The organism is Terriglobia bacterium (assembly GCA_020072645.1).
GTDB lineage: Bacteria > Acidobacteriota > Terriglobia > Terriglobales > Acidobacteriaceae > Angelobacter.
Map to the genome: position 1 here is coordinate 67,110 of JAIQGK010000021.1, position 19,182 is coordinate 86,291.

Below are 19,182 nucleotides of genomic sequence, written 5' to 3' on the forward strand. Positions count from 1 at the left end.
CCTTATGCTGCCGCCGTCGGCTTCGCTACAGGTCTTGGCGCGGGCGGCTCAACATCTTTTTTGCCGCGATGCGCCAGCCGTTCAACCACGTCGAAGCTTACAGGGATCAGGAAGATGGCGAGCAGGGAAGCCGCCAGCATGCCACCAATTACGGCGCTTCCCAGCACTCGACGTGATATGGCGCCTGCGCCAGTGGCTGTCCACAAGGGCACGCAGCCAAGAATGAAGGCAAACGCGGTCATTAATATAGGGCGTAAACGCAATCGGGCTGCGGACAAGGCTGACTCTTCGATTGATTTGCCCTTGTCGAATTCCATTTTGGCGAACTCAACGATCAGAATCGCGTTCTTGGCGGCAAGTCCGATTAGCATGACCAATCCGATTTGCGCGTATACGTTGTTTTCAAGTCCGCGCATCCAGAGGAACCAGAGTGCCCCGAACACCGCGACCGGCGTACCTAGGAGCACACTGAACGGCAATGACCAGCTCTCGTATTGCGCAGCAAGGATCAAAAACACAAACAACAACGACATCGCGAAGATGACGGCGGACGACACGCCTTCAGTCGCTTTTTTCTCCTGGAACGACATGCCAAGATAGTCGTAGCCCATCTCCGCCGGCATGGTCTGCTTGAAGACTTCTTCCATGGCTTTCATCGCCTGGCCTGAGCTATATCCGGGGGCGGCGCTGCCATTGAGTTGCACGCATCGGTAGAGGTTATAGCGCATGGTGAATTCAGGTCCGGTGCTCGGCTTCACTCTGGTTACCGCGCTCATGGGGACAGGCTGTCCAGCATCATTGGTTATGTAGAACTGCCCCAGGTTCTCCGCTCGCGTTCGATAATCACCCTCCGCCTGCACGTACACCTGCCATTGCCGGCCAAACTGATTGAAGTAATTTACCAGCACTCCGCCCATGAACATTTGCAGCGTCTTGTAAACGTCAGACAGCTGGACACCCTGGGCCACCACCTTGGGACGGTCGACGTCCACATATACCTGCGGAATTATGGGCAGCGCAGTCGTGGAAACGCTGGCCAATTCAGGACGCTTCCGCGCGGCCGCTATGAACTGGGCCAGATTCTTGTTCAGGAACTCCGGGTCTTTGCCCGCGCGGTCTTCTAAAAGAAAACTCACGCCTCCTGAGGTTCCTACACCGGGAATTGCCGGAGGAGGGAATGAGAACGCGATACCTTCCGTAACACCGCTGAGTGCCTTGTTCAGATGCGCTTTAATGGCCTCGTACTGTTCTTCAGGAGCTTTGCGTTCCGCCCACTCTTTCAGCGTGATGAAATAGAAGGAGCTATAGGTATCCTGCACGCCGCTGAGCATGCTGTATCCAATAACTGAAGTCACGCCTTCCACGCCAGGGGTCTTGGTAACGATCTCTTCTATTTTGCGCGATGCCTCATCATTGCGCTGCAGCGATGCGGCATTCGGCAATTGCAGTCCGGCATAGACGAACCCCTGGTCTTCGTCAGGCAGGAAGCTTGACGGCAGCTTGGAGCCGAACCACAGCGCCAGCGCGGTTACGCCAACGAGCGAGAGCATGCTCAATCCGGCTTTGCGGATAAGGCCGCCGCAGATGCTTACGTAGCCGTCCGTGGTGCGGCCAAATACACGATTAAACCAGCGGAAAAACATTCCCAGAGGTCCACGGGCCTCTTTCTTGTGCTTGAGCAGAAGTGCTGAAAGCGCCGGACTAAGAGACAACGCGTTGAAAGCTGAAATCAACACTGAGATGGCGATTGTGATGGCGAACTGCTGGTACAAGCGACCGGTGATGCCGGGAATGAACGCTGTAGGAATGAACACAGCGGCAAGAATCAGCGCAATTGCGATGACCGGCCCGGAAACCTCTTCCATGGCTTTGTGAGCTGCATCCTTCGGCGAGAGCCCATGTTCAATGTGGTGCTCCACGGCTTCCACAACCACAATCGCATCGTCCACCACCAATCCAATTGCCAGTACCAGCCCGAAGAGAGATAAGGTGTTGATGGAAAAACCGAGCGCCGGAAAAATAACAAATGTTCCAACCAGAGACACAGGCACGGCCAACAGTGGAATCAGCGTTGCGCGCCATCCTTGCAGGAAAATGTAAACGACGATGATGACGAGGATGATGGCTTCAAAAAGCGTCTTCTGAATTTCACGCAAGCCTTCTGTAACCGCTAGCGTTGTATCCAGTGCGATGGCATAGTCCAGGTCCTGCGGGAAGCGGCTTTTTGCTTCGGCCATCAGTTTGCGAACGCCGGCCGCGGCTTGCACTGCATTCGATCCCGGCAATTGATAGATGGCCAGCACCGCCGCCGGCTTGCCGTTGTATCGCCCCATAATGTTATAGGTTTGGGCTCCCAACTCAATGCGGGCCACATCCTTCATATAGAGCACAGAACCGTCAGGGTTGGCCCGTATCACGATGCTGCCGAACTCTTCTGGAGAGGGCAGGCGACCCTGGGCCCGCACGGCGTATGTAAAGTCCTGTCCTTTGGGGACTGGCTCGCCGCCAATCTGGCCAGCGGGATTTACCGTGTTTTGTGTCTGGATTGCCTTGACCAACTCAGGGACGGTCACACCCAGCTTCGCCAGCCGGTCAGGTTTCACCCAGCAGCGCATAGCATATTGCCCTGCGCCAAACACCGTTACGCTCGCAATGCCCGGAACGCGCGTCAACTGGTCATTGAGATTGATATAGGCGTAGTTCGCAAGAAAGATGTTGTCATAGCTCCCTTTGGGAGAGACCAGGTTCACCAGCATCAGTGGCGCTGCCGTGGACTTCTGCACGGTGACTCCAGCATTGATTACGTCCGTCGGCAGCTGGGAGTTCGCCTGATTGGTGCGCATCTGTGCCAGGATCTGGTCCGTGCTTGGGTCCGTCTTAATGTCGAAGTTCACGGTTAGCGTCATCGCGCCGTTGTTAGCGTTGGTGGAGTACATGTAGTTCATGTTGTCCACGCCGCTCATCTGCTGTTCGATCGGGGTAGCAACCGATTGCTCGATGGTCTGCGCGTCCGCACCCGGATAAGTGGCCTTCACCTGAATTTCAGGAGGCGCTATGTTGGGGAATTGCGCGGTAGGAAGCCGAAGCATGGATACAACGCCGATAATTACCATGAGAATGGAGATGACCATTGCCACGATAGGACGCCGAATAAAAAAGTTTGCCATGGCTATTTGCCTTCTTTGGACGCTTGATAAGGTTTGGGTATGACAGGCGATCCCTCTCTAACTTTCTGGAATCCTTCCACGATGACCTGCTCGGAGGGCTGCACGCCATTCTTGATGATCCACATGTCCCCCACTCGCTCTCCAACGGTTACCGGTCGAATGCTGGCTTTGCTTTCTGGAGTCACCACTGCAACCTGATAGGTGCCCTGTGTTTCAATCACCGAACGTTGTGGCACCAGCATTGCATTTTTTGCCAGCGCGGTAGGGAACCTCACGCGAGCGAACTGTCCTGGACGGAGTATCCCGCCGGGGTTGTCGAACGCGCCGGCAAAGCGAATCGTTCCTGTCTTTAGATCGACCTGACGGTCGGCGATAAGGATCTGGCCTTTACTCGGGTAAACGCTTCCGTCCGCCAAGATGAGCTCCAACGCCTTATTCACGCCGAGAGCACGCTTACCGCTGGCAACTTCACTGATCTTGGAAGCAAAGGGAAGATACTCTTGTTCGCTTACGGAGAAGTAAACCTTGATTGGCTGAATTTGCGACACAGTCGTCAGGATCGACGTGGGCCCAACGAGATCACCTATCTGTCCCTTGGCCAGGCCGGCAACACCGTCCACCAGCGATCGCACCTTCGTGAACTCAAGATTTAGGCGCGCTTGCTCCACTTGTGCTTTGGCCGCGTCAACAATGGCGATGGCGGCGGCATTGGCCTGAATGTCGTTGTCCAGTTGCGCCTGGGGAATCGCACTTTGTTTTGCCAGCGGTGTGTCACGCTGGACGTCAAGCGCCGTCTTGCCCAGTTGGGCTTCAGCCTGCGCCTGCTGGCCTTTTGTTTGTTGCAGTGCAGCGTCAAAGGGACGAGGATCGATTTCGAACAATACGTCTCCTTTATGTACCACGCTGCCCTCGCGGTAATTCTGTTTCATCAGGTATCCGCTTACCTGGGGACGTATGTCGGCATTCACGTATCCATCCAGGATCGCGACCCACTCGCCGTAAATCGGCACATCTTTCTGTTGAACGTCGACCACCTGCACTTCTGGAGGAGGCGGAGGTGCTGCCTCAGTCTTGCTTGCACAACCCCCAAGCGTCAGCAAGGCAGCGAAACAGAAACTAATACCTGTATAAAGACGATACTTTGAGTTTGCATATAGACTCGCAGACATTTCGCTCCTCCACTTTCACGCTGAATCGAGACCTCGGCGCCCTCATGTAGGGACAGCGTTCAGCATGATTTGTTGTTCCAATCCGCTAAGGCGCATTCTGACCGGGGTGGCAGCTCTACAAAACTGTCAAAAGTACTAGTTTCCAGCGGGGCGATATGAGGACACAGTGGGCTGTTATAGGCTGTGGATTTCTCCCAGGGCCCACGGATCGCCGGCTCCCTTGCCCGGGCAACAGGGCTTACGTGTGACCCAAATCACTGCGCTCTGTGACTCCAATCAGTAAGTTGTGCAAAGTGCCAAAAGATCAAGGCGCATGCCCATAAACCGTGCATTTTTGCAATCCAACTGTCAGTTTTGACAGTCGTCCGCTGTCACATTGGGAAATAGGATGAGCTTAACTCGCGGCCCCTTTCGACAATGCCTCGATTATGGAGGAAAGAGATGAAAACCAATGCAGAAACCGTCAGGCTGGAAGAAGCCCGCACAGCCAATCTCCCCTGGAAAAAATGGGGCCCATATCTGAGTGAGCGCCAGTGGGGCACCGTGCGCGAGGATTACAGCCCAGGCGGCGACGCATGGAATTTCTTCACCCATGATCAGGCGCGTTCGCGCGCATACCGCTGGGGCGAGGATGGCATTGCCGGCATTTCCGACGACCAGCAGCACCTTTGCTTCGCCTTGGCCCTGTGGAACGGTGAGGACCCGATTCTCAAGGAGCGGCTCTTTGGCCTGACCAACAGTGAAGGCAACCATGGCGAAGACGTAAAGGAATACTATTTCTACCTCGACAGCACGCCGACGCATTCCTACATGAAGTATCTCTATAAGTATCCGCAGGCGGCCTATCCCTATTGCGACTTGCTGGAAACGAACCGTCGCCGCACCCGTAATGACTTTGAATACGAATTGCTCGATACCGGCGTCTTCAATGAAGACCGATACTTCGACGTGTTTGTTGAGTACGCGAAAGACGGTCCCGAAGACATCCTGGTGCGGATCAGCGCAGCCAACCGCGGGCCGGAAGTCGCAGAGCTGCATGTGTTGCCAACGTTGTGGTTCCGCAATGACTGGTCCAAGTGGATTGCCTCATCCAACCGGGTTGAAGTCAAGCCGTTTCTAAAACAGATTGAATCCGCGGCGGGCACAAGCGCGGTTGAGATCACGCACACGCAGCTTGGCAACTTCACACTCTGGTGCGAAGGTGACGTGCCACTGCTCTTTACCGAGAATGAAACCAACCACGAAAAACTTTTTCCCGGGCAAGGCCAGAAGAATGAGAGTCCGCACGTCAAAGACGGCATCAATGACTGCGTGGTGCAGGGCAAGCTGGACGCGGTGAATCCTGAGAAAAAGGGCACCAAGGTCGCGGCGCACTACACGATCAACGTCGGCGCGGGGCAGACCAAAACGGTTCGCCTGCGGCTTTCAAAAAATTCCTCTGAACCTAAGAGCAAACCTTTTGGAAAGCCATTTGATGAAATCTTCGCGGCGCGGTTGCGTGAATGCGATGAGTTCTACAAATCCGTGACGCCGCCGTCGGTCGGTGAAGACCAGGCCAGGGTGATGCGCCAGGCGCTGGCCGGCATGCTATGGAGCAAGCAATTCTTCTTTTTTGACGGTGATAACTGGCTGGACGAGCACCACTCCAACCCTCTCCATACCGGATCTCGAGCCTCCCGGAACTCAGAGTGGTTCCACATGCTGAACCGGGACATCATCTCCATGCCGGACAAGTGGGAGTATCCCTGGTACGCTGCCTGGGACCTGGCCTTCCACACGCTCCCGCTCTCCATCGTTGACCCTGACTTTGCCAAAGACCAGATGCAATTGATGCTGCGCGCCGCATACCTGCACCCCAACGGACAGATGCCCGCTTACGAGTGGAACTTCAGTGACGTGAATCCTCCTGTCCACGCTTTTGCCACGCTCTTTCTGAATCGTGCCGAAGCGGCCCGCGGCAGGTCAGACATTAATTTCATTAAAGAGACGTTTAACAAGCTGCTGCTGAACTTTACCTGGTGGGTGAACCGCAAAGACCGCTTTGGCAAAAACGTGTTTGAAGGCGGATTCCTCGGTCTGGATAACATCGGCGTTTTTGATCGCAGCGCCCCGCTTCCCACCGGCGGAAGCCTGGAGCAGGCGGATGGCACGGCCTGGATGGGCCTGTTCAGCCAGAACATGCTGGAACTTGCGTTTGACATCACCTCCCAAGACCCCACCTACGAACCCATGATCATGAAGTTCGCCGAGCACTTCTACTACATTGGCGCGGCCATGAACCGGCCCGGTCAGGATGGCATGTGGGACGAGGAGGACGGCTTCTATTACGATCTGCTGCGGCTCCCCGACGGCAGCTCCCAGCGGCTGAAGGTGCGCTCCATGGTCGGCCTGCTTCCGCTGTGCGCCACCACAGTCCTTGAAAAGTGGATGCGGGAAAGTGTTCCGGAGACGATGGCCACTCTTCATGAACGCCTGCGCCGCATTCCCGAGCTCAAGGCGACCATCCACCCAACGGGCCCAGGACATTTTGGAGTCGCCGATCGCGGGATCATAGCCTTGGTCAACCCCGACCGGCTGCGCCGGATACTCACCAAAATGCTCGACGAGAATGAGTTCCTTAGTTCTTACGGCATCCGCTCGCTCTCCAAGTTTCACGAGCAGCACCCGTTTATCTTGCACGTAGCCGGACAGGAGTACCGCGTGGAATATCTTCCGGCTGAGTCCAACACCGGCATGTTTGGCGGCAACTCCAACTGGCGCGGCCCAATCTGGATGCCGGTGAACGTGATGATCATCCGTGCGCTGCTGAACTTTTATCTGTACTATGGCGACAACTTCAAGATTGAATGCCCAACAGGTTCCGGCAAGATGATGAATCTCTTTGAAGTGAGCAAAGAAATCGCTGATCGTCTTACCAGGATTTTCACCCGCGACGAAAAAGGTCGTCGGCCAGTCTATGGCGGCACGGAGAAGTTCCAGAGCGATCCCAACTGGCGCGACCTCGTCCTCTTCTACGAATACTTCCATGGCGATAACGGCGCTGGATTGGGCGCGAGCCATCAAACCGGCTGGACAGGTCTGGTGGCCAAACTTATCGAGCTTTTCGGCATGTTGGACGCCAAGAAGGCATTGGCGGAAGGCCGGGAAGCCGCGTTCGCCAAGGCCGCGGCGGCAGGAGCAGGGAAGAAAGAGGAGAAGGTGGCTTAAAGGCTCGGCTATTTCGCTCGGGAAGAAAGAGAAGGTGGTGGCTTAACGGCTGTATTTTCGGTCGGGGCCCAGAAGGAGCCTGCTGAACGATGAAGCTGCTGGACTTTCCTCTTCTTGTGTTGGCTGTATCGTTTGTCGTTCTGCTCATTGCGGCCTGGACCGGCGACCTCCTTCGCAAGAGAGTTCGCCCCGTTCAGGACGAAGAGCGGGATGATTACGGCGTTGTGCTGGGCGCGACGCTGACCCTGCTGGGACTCCTGATCGGTTTTAGTTTCTCCATGGCCGTTAGCCGCTACGATCTGCGCAAGAATTACGAGGAGCAAGAAGCCAACGCCATTGGTACTGAGTATGCGCGGGCCGACCTGCTGCCTGCCGAGGATGCATCGAGAGTGCGCGAACTGCTGAAGAAGTATCTCGATCAGCGCATCTTGTTCTACACCACTCGCAATCCGCAAAAGCTGGAGAAGATCAATTCAGATACAGCCCAACTTCAGAAAGAGCTGTGGTCGGCCGTGCAGTCGCGAACCGCGCAGCCTACGCCGCTGGTTGCTCTTGCCGTTTCCGGTATGAATGACGTGTTGAACTCGCAGGGATACACGCAGGCCGCATGGTGGAATCGCATTCCTTTCCCCGCGTGGGGATTGATGGTGACAATCGCCTTCTGCTGCAACCTGCTGATCGGATACGGCGCGCGGCGGCGCGAATCGCGGATATTTCTGATCCTGCCCTTTGCCGTGTCCATCGCTTTTTGCCTGATCGCTGACATTGATAGCCCGCATGCGGGTGCTATTCGCGTAGCTGCTCACAATCTCTCGAGTCTGGCTCAAGCGCTACAGTCGCAATAGGGTTGAGTGAAATGAAAAGCGCGCCACACCTTGTAACGATCGCAGGCTTCAGCCTGTGTTTATGGACATCACTGGCAATTCTGACAGTCGTCCCCGATGGCAACCGGGCGGATAGTTAGTGGTCACCACGAATTCGTCCGATCACCAGATTTGACGATTGAACATAGGAGAAAGAGCTATGACTCACTACAACAGGCTCAGAGTTGCATATGGTTCCGTCCTTGCGATCGCGTTTGCACTCGGCACATCGGCCTTTGCCGACACGGTAAAGGTGGAAGGCCTGATCAAATTACGGAACGGCAACGCCATGCTCGTGCAGACCTCTGATAGCACAAACGTGACTGTGCTGTTGAACGATGACACAGCGGTGAGCCGGCCCGAGGGTGCGCTTAAGGTCCGCAGCAAAGAAATGCCGATGACCGATCTCATTCCGGGTCTTGCCGTGAAGGTACAGGGGAACTACAACGAGCAACATCAACTGGTAGCAACCTCAATCAAGTTCAAGAGCAGTGACCTGAAACGGGCCCAATCCATTCAGGCCGGCCTGCATGAATCTCAGGAGGCGCTGAAGAAGCAGCAGGAGGAGCTCAAAGCGCATAATGAAGCTTTGCAGGCCCAGCAGAGCCAGTTAGCTGAGCAAAAGGCCAAGATCGCCGCTAACAAGAAGGCAATCGAAGAAGCCGTGGCGCGCTTTGGCCAGCTTGATGACTACTACATCTTTGACGAGGTAACGGTTTACTTTGGCAACGGCAAGATAAAAGTCGATCCCAAGTATGTGCCCCAATTGCTGGCGCTGGCGGACAAAGCCAGGAACGTTGAAGGCTATATGATCGAAGTCACCGGCCATGCCTCTTCCCAGGGTAGCGTTGCCGTGAACCAGCGCCTGAGTGAAGACCGCGCGGAGAATGTAACGAACATCCTGCTTCAGCAGGGCCACGTTCCCCTGACCAGAATGCTGGCACCGGGCGCTATGGGCGAAAGTCATCAAGCGGGCAACGATAAAACCGCAGCAGGTCAGGCTGCGAGTCGCCGTGTGGTCGTGCGTGTTCTGCAGAACAAAGCAATTGCCGGTCTGTAACTCGTCCATGGCCCGGCCCGGAAAGTTGGCGGTGCACAAGGAGAATGTGCTTCCTAAACAAGCTCGCGTTGTCGGCGGCGTTGGCAATCTTCACCGCGCATCTTCTTTGTGCTCAAACATTCGCTCCGCGGGCTTACATGGTTACGCCCCTGGAATCCAACGCTTTCACTGTGACTACAAGTCTGTACCACGGCGGCATTCTCTTTGACGATAGCTCTCCCCTCACTGATGCCAGCGGTACCATCTCGATTAACGTTTCTTCCTACTATCGCTCGCTGAGCTTCTTTGGGCGCTCGGCTAACGTCACCGTCGGATTGCCGTATGTAGTGGGCAGCCTCCAGGCACTGGTCGTTGACCAGAGACAAAAGACCTACCGCTCAGGCCTGGGCGATGGCGTGGTTCGCTTTTCCGTGAATCTGATGGGCGGCCCGGCCATGACACTGCCGCAGTTCATGAAATGGAAGCAGAAGCGGCTGCTGGGCGCAAGCTTTATCGTGCAGACACCCACGGGAAAGTATGACCCGCATCTGCTCATCAACATCGGCAATAACCGGTGGGCGTTCCGCCCGGAGCTTGGCTATTCGGAACGCCACGGCAAGTGGCTGGTTGATGTCTATGGCGGTGTCTGGTTTTTTACCCACAACCCGGAGTTCTTCTCCCACAACAGCTTTGTGTCCGGCACGCAGTCGAAAACGCAGGAATCCATCGAGGTAGCGGAAGGACATCTGAGTTATGACTTCAAACCGCGGCTCTGGCTATCGCTGGACGGTAACTACTGGTACGGTGGCAGAAGCAGTCTCAACGGCGTGCAGAACCCTGACACGCTGCAAAGAAACTCCCGCGTCGGAGCGACGACTGCGATCCCAATTACCCAGCACCAGACGCTTAAGTTCAGTTACGACCGGGGCGCGAGCATTAGATTCGGCGGAAACTATCAGGCCGTGCAGATGGCCTGGCAATATGGATGGATCGGCGGCTGGTTGCCGAAGTGATTAAGCTTTTACGACTTGGTGGATGCCGCATGAATTGCAATGCGCACGATGCTAAATTTAAGGCGCCCACGGCGCTGGGAGGCAAGAGAGATGAACAAGTGGCATAAGTATCCAACGATCTATGAAATCGATACCTGGGTCTGGCTTTCTGATCTCAAAATGAGAGCTGGACTATCAATCGACTTGAGCTCGGTGCCCGCGGTGGAGTGGGACGCCATTGCCGATTACGGTTTTGACGCGGTGTGGCTCATGGGCGTTTGGGAGCGTAGTCCTGCCGGCATCGCAGTAGCCAAGCAGAACGCAAACCTGCTGACTGATTTCCGTAAGGCGCTTCCGGACTTTCGTTCGCAGGATAATGTGGGATCGCCTTATTGCGTCCGGCGCTATGTGGTTGACGAACATTTTGGCGGCCCCGCGGGTCTCGCTATCGCCCGCAAGGAACTCGCCAAGCGGGGCATGAACCTCATTCTGGATTTTGTGCCGAACCATGTCGCTCCGGACCATCCGTGGGTCACCGAGCATCCCGAGTACTTTGTGTGCGGGAATGCTGACGATGTGAAGAGAGATCCGGCATCCTTTCTTGATGTGGGAGGAAATGTCTTTGCCTGCGGACGCGACCCCTTCTTTCCCGCGTGGCCAGACGTGCTGCAGCTCAATGCTTTTCAACTGGGACTGCGGAAGGCCGTGATTGAAACCATCGGAAGCATCGCCTCACAGTGCGATGGCGTCCGTTGCGACATGTCAATGCTTCTGCTGAATTCGGTGTTCGAGCGTACGTGGGGCGTCCGCGCGGGCCAGCCGCCCGCAACCGAGTATTGGGTTGATGTGATTCCCGCTATTAAGAAAGCGCATCCCGACTTTCTTTTCATCGCCGAAGCTTATTGGGACCTGGAGTGGGAGCTGCAACAAAAGGGCTTCGATTTCTGCTATGACAAAAAACTCTATGACCGGCTGGAACACGGCAACGCGGAAAGCATTCGCTCTCATCTGCGTGCCGATCCTGCTTACCAGCAGAAGCTGCTCCTGTTCATTGAAAACCACGACGAGCCGCGAGCCGCAGCAACATTCTCACCGGCCAAGGAACGGGTCGCTGCCGTAACCATGGCCACTCTTCCTGGAGCGAGACTGTTCCATGAAGGGCAGTTCGAAGGACGAAAAGTAAGGCCGCCGGTTTTTCTGGGCCGCCGCCCGCATGAACCCGCGGATACGGGACTGCAGTCCTTCTACAAAACGCTTTCGAAAGCCATCGACAACCCGGTATTTCGCGATGGTCAATGGAAGCTCTGTGAGTGCACCGGCTGGCCTGATAATCCAAGCTTCCAAAATCTACTGGCCTGGTGCTGGCTCAAGGGTGAAGATCGGTATCTGGTCGTAATCAATTTTAGTGACAGTACCGTGCAGGCCCGTGTGCGAATACCCTGGGACGATGTTCAAGGCAAGACGTGGCGCTTGAGTGATGCCTTGGCCGGCGTGAACTATGACCGTGAAGGAGATGAGATGCAGTCCTCCGGGCTTTATGTAGAACTTGGTCCATGGAACTGTAATCTCTTCCGGTATGGTCGAGCGCAGGCGAAAGAGGAACCCAAAAAACCCAGACTGGAACTGGCGGCCAGCCGTTCCTGAAGGAGGGATGAGCTCAGCAAAACAAATTCCGGGGCTTTCGCACTTTGAACTATCACGTGTGAACATGGAATTCGTCTTGCCAGGGTTGCGCCATACAAGGAATCCATAATTGCCCACAAGGACTTCGGTCGTGTCATGTGGTGGTGCGGGCACTTTCAATCTACTTTTGATGGAGGCCCTACTCTTTCGCCTGACCTGCTTAAACGATCAGGCGAATTCGGTGCTGAATTGCTGATTGACAACTGATGTTTGTATTTTCAAGGGAGCGCCCTGAAAAACGCCCCCTATTGCGCTGAGTCGTCGACTTCCTGTTCTCAAGGTGTTATCTTCGCCACCCATCCGTCAGTCGCCTGTTTTTTGGTCCGGGAGAATGCGCCGGGTGTGGTGGGGAAGTTTGTCGAATCCGTTGCGCCGCCAATGAAAGCGTTTGCGGAGCTATCAAGTCGTATGGAATTAGCCACGTCCGCTGCCGCGCCTCCGAGATAGGTAGAGAAGAAGAGGGCGTTGCCGGTGGCGGAAAGCTTAGTCACAAATGCGTCCTGACCCCCAACAAGATGCGACTGGATAGCATTGAGGACAGGAAAATTTGTGGAAGAAGTACCGCCAGCGACATAGGCACGGCCAAAGCTGTCTAGGGCAATAGAATTTGCACCGTCACTGCCACTGCCGCCGAGAAATGTGGAATAGAACAGGCCGCCGCCGCTGAGTTGAAACTTGGTTACAAATGCGTCGTTCGAGCCGTGGATTGTTTTCTGGAATGCGGCTGAAGTGATAGGGAAATCCGACGATGAAGCGTTACCGGCAACACAGGCCCGGCCGTCAGGATCCAGGGCGATGGCTGTTCCTACATCATTCGCCGTGCCGCCCAGGAAACTAGAATAGACCAGGGATCTGCCATCAGCAGAGAATTTGGTAACAAAGGCGTTGTCTTGGTGCGTATCGTGGGGAAATCCGGTAATTATCTTCGCCTTCAACGTTCTTTGAAACGCGCCGGGTGTGGTGGGGAAGTCAGGGGAGGCAGTGGCCCCGGTAACGTAAGCTTCGAAAGTGGAATCAACGGCGATTCCGTTGCCGATACTTGAAAACGTACCATCCAGATAGGTCGAATAATCGAGGTCTGTTCCGGTGGCGTTCACGCGTGTGACGAAGGCGTCTCCGCCACCATTGGCACAATTCTGGCTATTGGTGACCGGCTGGAATGCATTCTTGACGGGGAAGTTCGTGGAACAGGTAAACCCGGTCACGTAAACGCGGTGCTGCGTATCCAACGCCAGCCCCCTGATTGAGTCAGCGTCCCCGCCGCCGAGCAAGAGCGAATAGACGAGTGATGAGCCACTGGGGCTTAGCTTGGTGACGAAGCCATTGTCTGCATCTGCGCCAAGCGATTGGAACGCCCCAGGAGTTGTGGGGAAATCAGTGGACTCCGTTTCTCCGGCCACATAAGCGTTACCGAAACGATCAATCGCGATGGCGGTACCGGAGTCAGCTGCGCTGCCGCCGAGAATAGTGGAATAAATAAGGCTGCCGCCGTTAGATGAAAACTTGGTCACAAAAGCATCCATGCCGAGTTGATTCTGCTGGGCAGGACTTTTGGTAGGGAAACCGAAAACCGTGCTTCCCGTGGCGTACGCGTCGCCAAATTGGTCCACGGCAACTGAAGTAACCGTATCAGCTGTGTCACTTCCAATGTAAGTGGAATATGACAACGTGGGATCTATCACCAGGGGTAGTTTGCGATCAAGACCGGCGATTTCATAGCTCACCGTCTTGTCGTGGTGAATGAGGTAATGAGCAGCAAGCAAGCGACGCACTCCATTGTTTTCCTGGTAAACCCTGGGCCTCCGTTGGAGTACTTTGCCGTTTTCCAACGCCAGCACCAGGTCGCCATTGCGTGCCAGTCTCATCGAACGGGCTCCTCGTGGGGTGAAACGAATTTTTCCCGGATCGACGCCCGGAGCCAGGACCATATCGTACTCAATCTCGCCGTCTTTGCCATAGAACACCGCATCCACTCCCGGGAATAGGTCGCGATAGCGCACTCGCGCATATGTGGGAATGTCGGTGTGCCATTGGCTCGGGTTGTGCCCGATCAGGTAATTGATTCTTCCCGTCAATGGATGCTCGGCCATTATTTGAGGGCGAGAGTTTGCTCCAACCCACTCCAGCCGCAGGACCGAGAGCTCAGGTTTCTTTTGTGAGTCGTGCGACATCAGGGCCAGAACAGTTTCCGCAGGCGAGAAATAAATTGTCGCGTGACCGGCGTGGGCGAGATAGCGGATCTGCGAATCCACTTGCCCATGATTTTCTTCAAATGAAACAGGCAAACCTTTCAGCCGAGCCGCCGAGTTCGTGGCGGGTTGCTGAGCCTGGAATGAAATCTGGAGAAAGAAGACAGTAGCGATAAGAACCATCTTGCGTCGCATGGAACACTCCTCCGGGGAACTAATAACCACCGATGCCCTGCAAGACCAGCAGGTGGTCTGGATTGGAGTTTTATGTGCAAATGGCTCGTTAAAAAGAATCGTAACTCTCGAACTAAATGAGCTAAGGTTTTGGCCTCACACGATACTCCGATGCAACGGGTGTTCTCACAAACCTGCGGCACAAATGCCGACTGGACTTCCGCGCAACTCTGGCCGCTCGTTGTTGCTAGGGCACTCAACTATTCGACTGCCGTCAAAGTATTCGAGGGCGGGTCAGCCGCGGAGGTTATGTGAGACGATCTACCGTCAGCAACATCAACTTTGCGTGTTCGAGCTCCGCGGTTCGCGTGCGGCAGCTCTGCATTGCTCATGGGACGCATCTTACTGGAGGTGCGAATAACCCAGACAATCTCAATTGATGAACACAGTGAGCTTTCTCAAGCAATAGAACAAAAAACGCAGGGGTGGCAACGTGCAAGCTGCAAAAACGCAGGATAAGAGCTGATCAATACACATGCTCTTGCAAGGCTGCCTTCGCTATATCGCAGTTGTAATCCAAAGATGCACGAGACCCGATGGGAACCCGTTTTGGAAATTGCGGCCCAAGCCACTGAAGTGTGCAAGAGCCAGCCCCCATTACGACACTTGAACAAAGGAGATGGAGATGAATATCGGTATCATTGGCTCTGGTAATGTCGGCGGCGCACTAGGCACTCTCTGGGACCAAAAACCACCAAGTGGTTTTTGGCGCGACAAATGCGGATGAGGTCGCGTTCATCGAGGGTTTGGGTAGTCACGTTTGCGGAGGCCTTCCCAATCGATGAAGTGATTACCGTGATGGGTGTGGTTGGGAGGATGCCCGGCAGAGAAATCTTGTGTAATTGCGCCTGCAAATGGCATCCGTTACCACGCTTCTAATGTAAGCCGCTCCACCGGTAATTAGAACCTTCACGGTTCCTTTTCGATTTGCAAGTGTGTCCAAAAATGTATTTCAGGGTGCTGCGGCTTGCAAATGCAATATGAACGTAATCTGGATTTCGCATCCCGGTCTTTCTTGAAGTTTTAGGAAATATCAATCAGTTGGGAAAATCTTGCACTTCTCGACGAAGACAAAGTAGCTGGCCCAGCCTGAAGAATAAAAGGCAGTAGCGTCCAATTTTTTCAGCGCAGAACGTTCTGCAGTTCTTTACGGACGCGAAGGCCGCGGCTGTAGTCGATCAATCCCAGTTTCCTGAATTTGGTCATGAAGTAGCTGATGCGCGGCCGGGTTGTGCCAACCATCTGGGCTAGAACTTCCTGGCTGATTTCCGGGAGGCTGTGTCTCTCCGGCCCGGCCAGCAGCAGAAGCAGCCGGACCAGACGTTCCTCACTGGAATGAAAGATCTGGTCAGCAAGGTTTTCCTCAGCATGGATTTTGCGAATAAGTAGATAACGCGTGAACGAGCTGGCCAAAGCGTGGTCAGTGTCCAGGGCTGCCAGCATCCGGTCTTTTCCAATTTCGAGCAAGGAGCAATCGGTGATGGCGACGGCGCGGGCCAGCCTAAGCGAGTGGCAGGGAACAAGACATTCTTCTCCCAGGAACTCGCCTTTGTCCAGGATCGTAATGGTTGCGGCTTTCCCTTCGCTGGAAAGCAGAGTGAGTCTGACGCGGCCTTCGCGGATATAAAAAAGTGTGGCCGCGGGATCGTCCTGGGAAAAGATGACCTGCTTCTGCAAATAGGCTTGAATCTTCGCGTCCAGCCCTACGTTGGGCAAGAGGACCTGGGGAGGAAACGACACTCCCTTTCCGTTACTGACGTGCGGATCGAGCCTGGCTTTCATGCGGACGACAGCTTACAAACATGGATACTACTTCGTTCAATCGCGACAGTATGTAAAAAAACGGTAAATATCGTCCAGCGATGCCATTCTGGGAAAATTAGATAAATTTAGCTTCATCGATGCACTTTTTTACTACTTCATAAGTAGCAAACGCTGGATGAGGAGAGAGCGAGCGCGCAAAGGGAATCCAGCATGTGGGACGAGTTGTAAAAGAATTTTCTAATTTGATGGTCGATGTTCAAAATTGAACCGACAACCATCTCTCCAGTCTGTGAGCATTTTCCCGACCTGACGATTCAATAACAGCCTTGCCGCTTTCCCTGCCACACCTGAGCGGCAATCACTCTCTGGCCGAATGAAGACAGCGCACCTGCATGGGTCGCGCTCAACCGAAAACATTTGCCTCGTCTACACGCGATAGCAACAGAAGCAACTCGTGAGCTACAGCCATGGCCCATCAAGGCTCCGGATGGCTCAACCCGTATCAATGATCCGTAGTTCTTTAGAAAAGAGTGTGTTTTGAAAGGACCAAAAAGATGTTCAAGAAATTCCTGCCAATCATCCTGCTCGTTTTGAGCATTTCCTGTCTTCACGCGCAAAACTTCGCCTATGTGCCCAACAATAATGGGACTCTCGACGTCATCAACGTCAGCACCAACACCGTGGTTGCTACCATCCCTGGATTCGATCATCCATTTTGTGCCACGGCTTCGCCCGATGGACAACTGGTTTACGTATGCAGCCAGCCCGACTCCGTTGTGGTGGTGAACACCGCGACCAACTCCATCAGCGCCACCATCTCCCTTCCCGGCGCAATTGGCTTTATTGGAAACGAAGGCGCGGCGCCCGTGGTCGCCTTCAGCCCAGATGGCTCGTTGGCATATGTGTTCGCCGGCGGGGGCGGCGTAAACAGCACTTTATACGTCATCAACACCGCGTCCAACACGGTTGTTAACTCAGCATCTTTCGGGACGACATTTCTCCTGGCAATCGCGGTCCCCGCCTCTGGCAACACTGTATACCTCGCTACGGAAAGCGGTGTCATCGTGGTGAACGCGAATACTCTCGCCACCATTACCAGCATCGCTCCTGGACATATCCTTTTCGACCTGGCCTTCAGTATGGACGGGCGCACGCTCTATGCCTCGGACAGCTCGGGTTTGGCGGGCGGCCAGAACGGTGTGCTTGTAATTGCTACGACTAGCAACACTGTAACCACGGCCGTCCCTCTGCCGAACTCATCATTCGTGACCGGCATTGGAGTGACCCCGGATGGCCAGCATGTTTACGTGGAAGAATTCACCCTCACACGCCCCACCAACAGTACCGTGTTCGTGATTGACGCGAGCGTCGATGCCGTTGTCGACACTATACCCGCCAACGGCGATACGCTGACCGCCCTCGCCATCACGCCCGATGGCAGCACGGTGCTGGCCGTCAACAGCGTACTGAATACGACTGTCAACAGTTCCGTATTGGTGATTCCTACCGCGACTAACACAATTGCGAATTCGGTCACGGTTGGCTTTTTCCCGATTTCCATTGCCACTACAATCCTCGGCGCCAATATTGTCAAATGCCCCACGGTCATCACGCAGCCGGGAACCTACCGCCTCGTCAATGACCTGCACTGTTTCAACACCAATGGCATTGACATCCGCTCTGACAACGTGACCCTCATGCTGGACACACCATCACGCAGGACGTTGCTCATTTCGGTTTTGCCGGAAGGGGCGTCAACGCGGGTGTGGGGCTGGCCACCGGAAACTCGAACGTGCAGATTTTTGGTCCAGGAACCATTACCGGTTTCAATCGCGGTGTGGATTTTGAGCAGGTCTCAAATTCCCTGGTCAAGAATGTGACCACCACGGGGAACTTCTTCGGCTTCGCCGTCAATGGCGGCTTTTCCGCGGGCTGCGGCGCGAGTTGTCCCTCCACCGGCAACCTCTTCCGGGGCAATATCTCAACTTTAAACAACCAGCACGGATTCACCATGAACGGGGCCACCAGCAACGTTTTCAACGCCAATGACGCGAGCAGCAACGGCGCACACGGCTTCCTGCTCTTCGTGGCTTCAGGCAATAACGTACAAGGGAACACCTTCAACAACAACGGCCAGTTCGGAGTGGGGATCACGGCTGGCAGCGGGACTGGCAACAACCTTCACCAGAACACCGCGCAGCACAATGGAATTTTCGATCTGGAGGATGGCAATCCCAACTGCGACAGCAATGTCTGGAATCAGAACACCTTCGGAACGGCGTCGCAGCCTTGTATTCAATGAAATTCGGCCACCAGCTTCTAGCTTCCGGCTGCTAGCCAAACCAGGCACCGGGAGCAGACGCCGCTGTCTAGTTCAATCGCCTGCTTCCGGTTCTGGCCAAAGGCCAAGCTGGGACTCCCAGCACGCGCAGTTTCTGGTTTTGCGGGTGATGGGGCGAAAGGGCCAAACAGCAAACCAATGGAGTTGTGTAAAGAGAAAGAGGAAAGACCATGAACGTTCAATCCAGCAAGACCTTGGGAAATCGGAAATGCATTTCCGGCTTCCTCCGCCTTTTTATTTTCACCGTGCTTACAGCAGCGCTTCCCTTGACATTACTCAACGCCCAGACCGTGGCCTATGTAGCCAACGTTGACGACAGCGGCCCTCAATCAGGCAACACGGTTTCTGTTATTGATACTTCCACCAACACCCTAATTGCAAACATTCCAGTGGGGGCTAACTGTGACATTTCAAGAGGTTGTCCATTCGAGCAAAACCAGAGAAGCTGATTGTGATGAGCAGTCAACTCAAATCTGGAGGCCCGAATGGACATTCATAAGAATGCACGACTTACCTTTATCCGTCGAGAGCAGT

General features: G+C 54.8%; 12 protein-coding genes. 8 read left to right on the forward strand and 4 right to left on the reverse strand.

Translation table 11 applies throughout. The features are described 5' to 3' along the window. Positions 1-2 precede the first annotated feature (2 nt). Both LAO76_24760 and LAO76_24765 read right to left on the reverse strand, forming a co-directional pair. Positions 3-3,167, reverse strand: coding sequence for a multidrug efflux RND transporter permease subunit (locus LAO76_24760; protein ID MBZ5494148.1), 3,165 nt, complete (start codon positions 3,165-3,167; stop codon positions 3-5). Positions 3,168-3,169: 2 nt separating this feature from the next. Continuing rightward, positions 3,170-4,336, reverse strand: coding sequence for an efflux RND transporter periplasmic adaptor subunit (locus tag LAO76_24765; GenBank protein MBZ5494149.1), 1,167 nt, complete (start codon positions 4,334-4,336; stop codon positions 3,170-3,172). A gap of 441 nt (positions 4,337-4,777) precedes the next feature. Here LAO76_24765 and LAO76_24770 point away from each other — a divergent pair, with 441 nt between their 5' ends. The 5 genes from LAO76_24770 to LAO76_24790 all read left to right on the forward strand — a co-directional run bounded on the left by LAO76_24770 (position 4,778) and on the right by LAO76_24790 (position 12,081). Beyond that, complete coding sequence (locus LAO76_24770) at positions 4,778-7,543, forward strand: glucosidase (protein ID MBZ5494150.1); 2,766 nt, start codon at positions 4,778-4,780, stop codon at positions 7,541-7,543. Positions 7,544-7,632: 89 nt separating this feature from the next. After that, positions 7,633-8,388, forward strand: a complete 756-nt coding sequence (locus LAO76_24775) for a hypothetical protein (protein ID MBZ5494151.1) — start codon at positions 7,633-7,635, stop codon at positions 8,386-8,388. Positions 8,389-8,566: 178 nt separating this feature from the next. Next, a complete protein-coding gene (locus tag LAO76_24780) occupies positions 8,567-9,466 on the forward strand; it encodes an OmpA family protein (protein ID MBZ5494152.1) in 900 nt (299 codons plus the stop codon). A gap of 44 nt (positions 9,467-9,510) precedes the next feature. Further along, a complete protein-coding gene (locus LAO76_24785) occupies positions 9,511-10,458 on the forward strand; it encodes a transporter (GenBank protein ID MBZ5494153.1) in 948 nt (315 codons plus the stop codon). 90 nt (positions 10,459-10,548) lie between these two features. Further along, entirely contained in the window at positions 10,549-12,081 is a 1,533-nt protein-coding gene (locus LAO76_24790) for an alpha-amylase (GenBank protein MBZ5494154.1), read from the forward strand. Positions 12,082-12,395: 314 nt separating this feature from the next. Here the strand turns inward: LAO76_24790 and LAO76_24795 are convergent, their stop codons facing one another. Beyond that, the gene (locus LAO76_24795) at positions 12,396-14,504 is read right to left on the reverse strand and encodes an SBBP repeat-containing protein (protein MBZ5494155.1); all 2,109 of its coding nucleotides are present in this window, start codon (positions 14,502-14,504) and stop codon (positions 12,396-12,398) included. Positions 14,505-15,665: 1,161 nt separating this feature from the next. Next, positions 15,666-16,325, reverse strand: coding sequence for a Crp/Fnr family transcriptional regulator (locus tag LAO76_24800; protein MBZ5494156.1), 660 nt, complete (start codon positions 16,323-16,325; stop codon positions 15,666-15,668). A gap of 536 nt (positions 16,326-16,861) precedes the next feature. On the opposite strand from LAO76_24800, the gene LAO76_24805 reads away from it, so the two are divergent. The 3 genes from LAO76_24805 to LAO76_24815 all read left to right on the forward strand — a co-directional run bounded on the left by LAO76_24805 (position 16,862) and on the right by LAO76_24815 (position 19,097). Continuing rightward, a complete protein-coding gene (locus tag LAO76_24805) occupies positions 16,862-18,187 on the forward strand; it encodes a YncE family protein (protein MBZ5494157.1) in 1,326 nt (441 codons plus the stop codon). Then, positions 18,100-18,609 carry a right-handed parallel beta-helix repeat-containing protein gene (locus LAO76_24810; protein MBZ5494158.1) on the forward strand — a complete coding sequence of 170 codons (510 nt, stop codon included), beginning with the start codon at positions 18,100-18,102 and terminating at the stop codon, positions 18,607-18,609. The genes LAO76_24805 and LAO76_24810 overlap by 88 nt, the downstream gene beginning before the upstream one ends. A 209-nt stretch (positions 18,610-18,818) precedes the next feature. Beyond that, on the forward strand, positions 18,819-19,097 hold the full coding sequence (locus LAO76_24815) for a hypothetical protein (protein ID MBZ5494159.1): 279 nt from the start codon (positions 18,819-18,821) through the stop codon (positions 19,095-19,097). Positions 19,098-19,182: the final 85 nt, after the last annotated feature.

Excerpts from the sequence above, each read along its gene's own strand:
- LAO76_24760 (MBZ5494148.1), bottom strand. The coding sequence starts at position 3,167 with ATGGCAAACTTTTTTATTCGGCGTCCTATCGTGGCAATGGTCATCTCC.
- LAO76_24765 (MBZ5494149.1), bottom strand. The coding sequence starts at position 4,336 with ATGTCTGCGAGTCTATATGCAAACTCAAAGTATCGTCTTTATACAGGT.
- LAO76_24770 (MBZ5494150.1), top strand. The coding sequence starts at position 4,778 with ATGAAAACCAATGCAGAAACCGTCAGGCTGGAAGAAGCCCGCACAGCC.
- LAO76_24775 (MBZ5494151.1), top strand. The coding sequence starts at position 7,633 with ATGAAGCTGCTGGACTTTCCTCTTCTTGTGTTGGCTGTATCGTTTGTC.
- LAO76_24780 (MBZ5494152.1), top strand. The coding sequence starts at position 8,567 with ATGACTCACTACAACAGGCTCAGAGTTGCATATGGTTCCGTCCTTGCG.
- LAO76_24785 (MBZ5494153.1), top strand. The coding sequence starts at position 9,511 with ATGTGCTTCCTAAACAAGCTCGCGTTGTCGGCGGCGTTGGCAATCTTC.
- LAO76_24790 (MBZ5494154.1), top strand. The coding sequence starts at position 10,549 with ATGAACAAGTGGCATAAGTATCCAACGATCTATGAAATCGATACCTGG.
- LAO76_24795 (MBZ5494155.1), bottom strand. The coding sequence starts at position 14,504 with ATGCGACGCAAGATGGTTCTTATCGCTACTGTCTTCTTTCTCCAGATT.
- LAO76_24800 (MBZ5494156.1), bottom strand. The coding sequence starts at position 16,325 with ATGAAAGCCAGGCTCGATCCGCACGTCAGTAACGGAAAGGGAGTGTCG.
- LAO76_24805 (MBZ5494157.1), top strand. The coding sequence starts at position 16,862 with ATGTTCAAGAAATTCCTGCCAATCATCCTGCTCGTTTTGAGCATTTCC.
- LAO76_24815 (MBZ5494159.1), top strand. The coding sequence starts at position 18,819 with ATGAACGTTCAATCCAGCAAGACCTTGGGAAATCGGAAATGCATTTCC.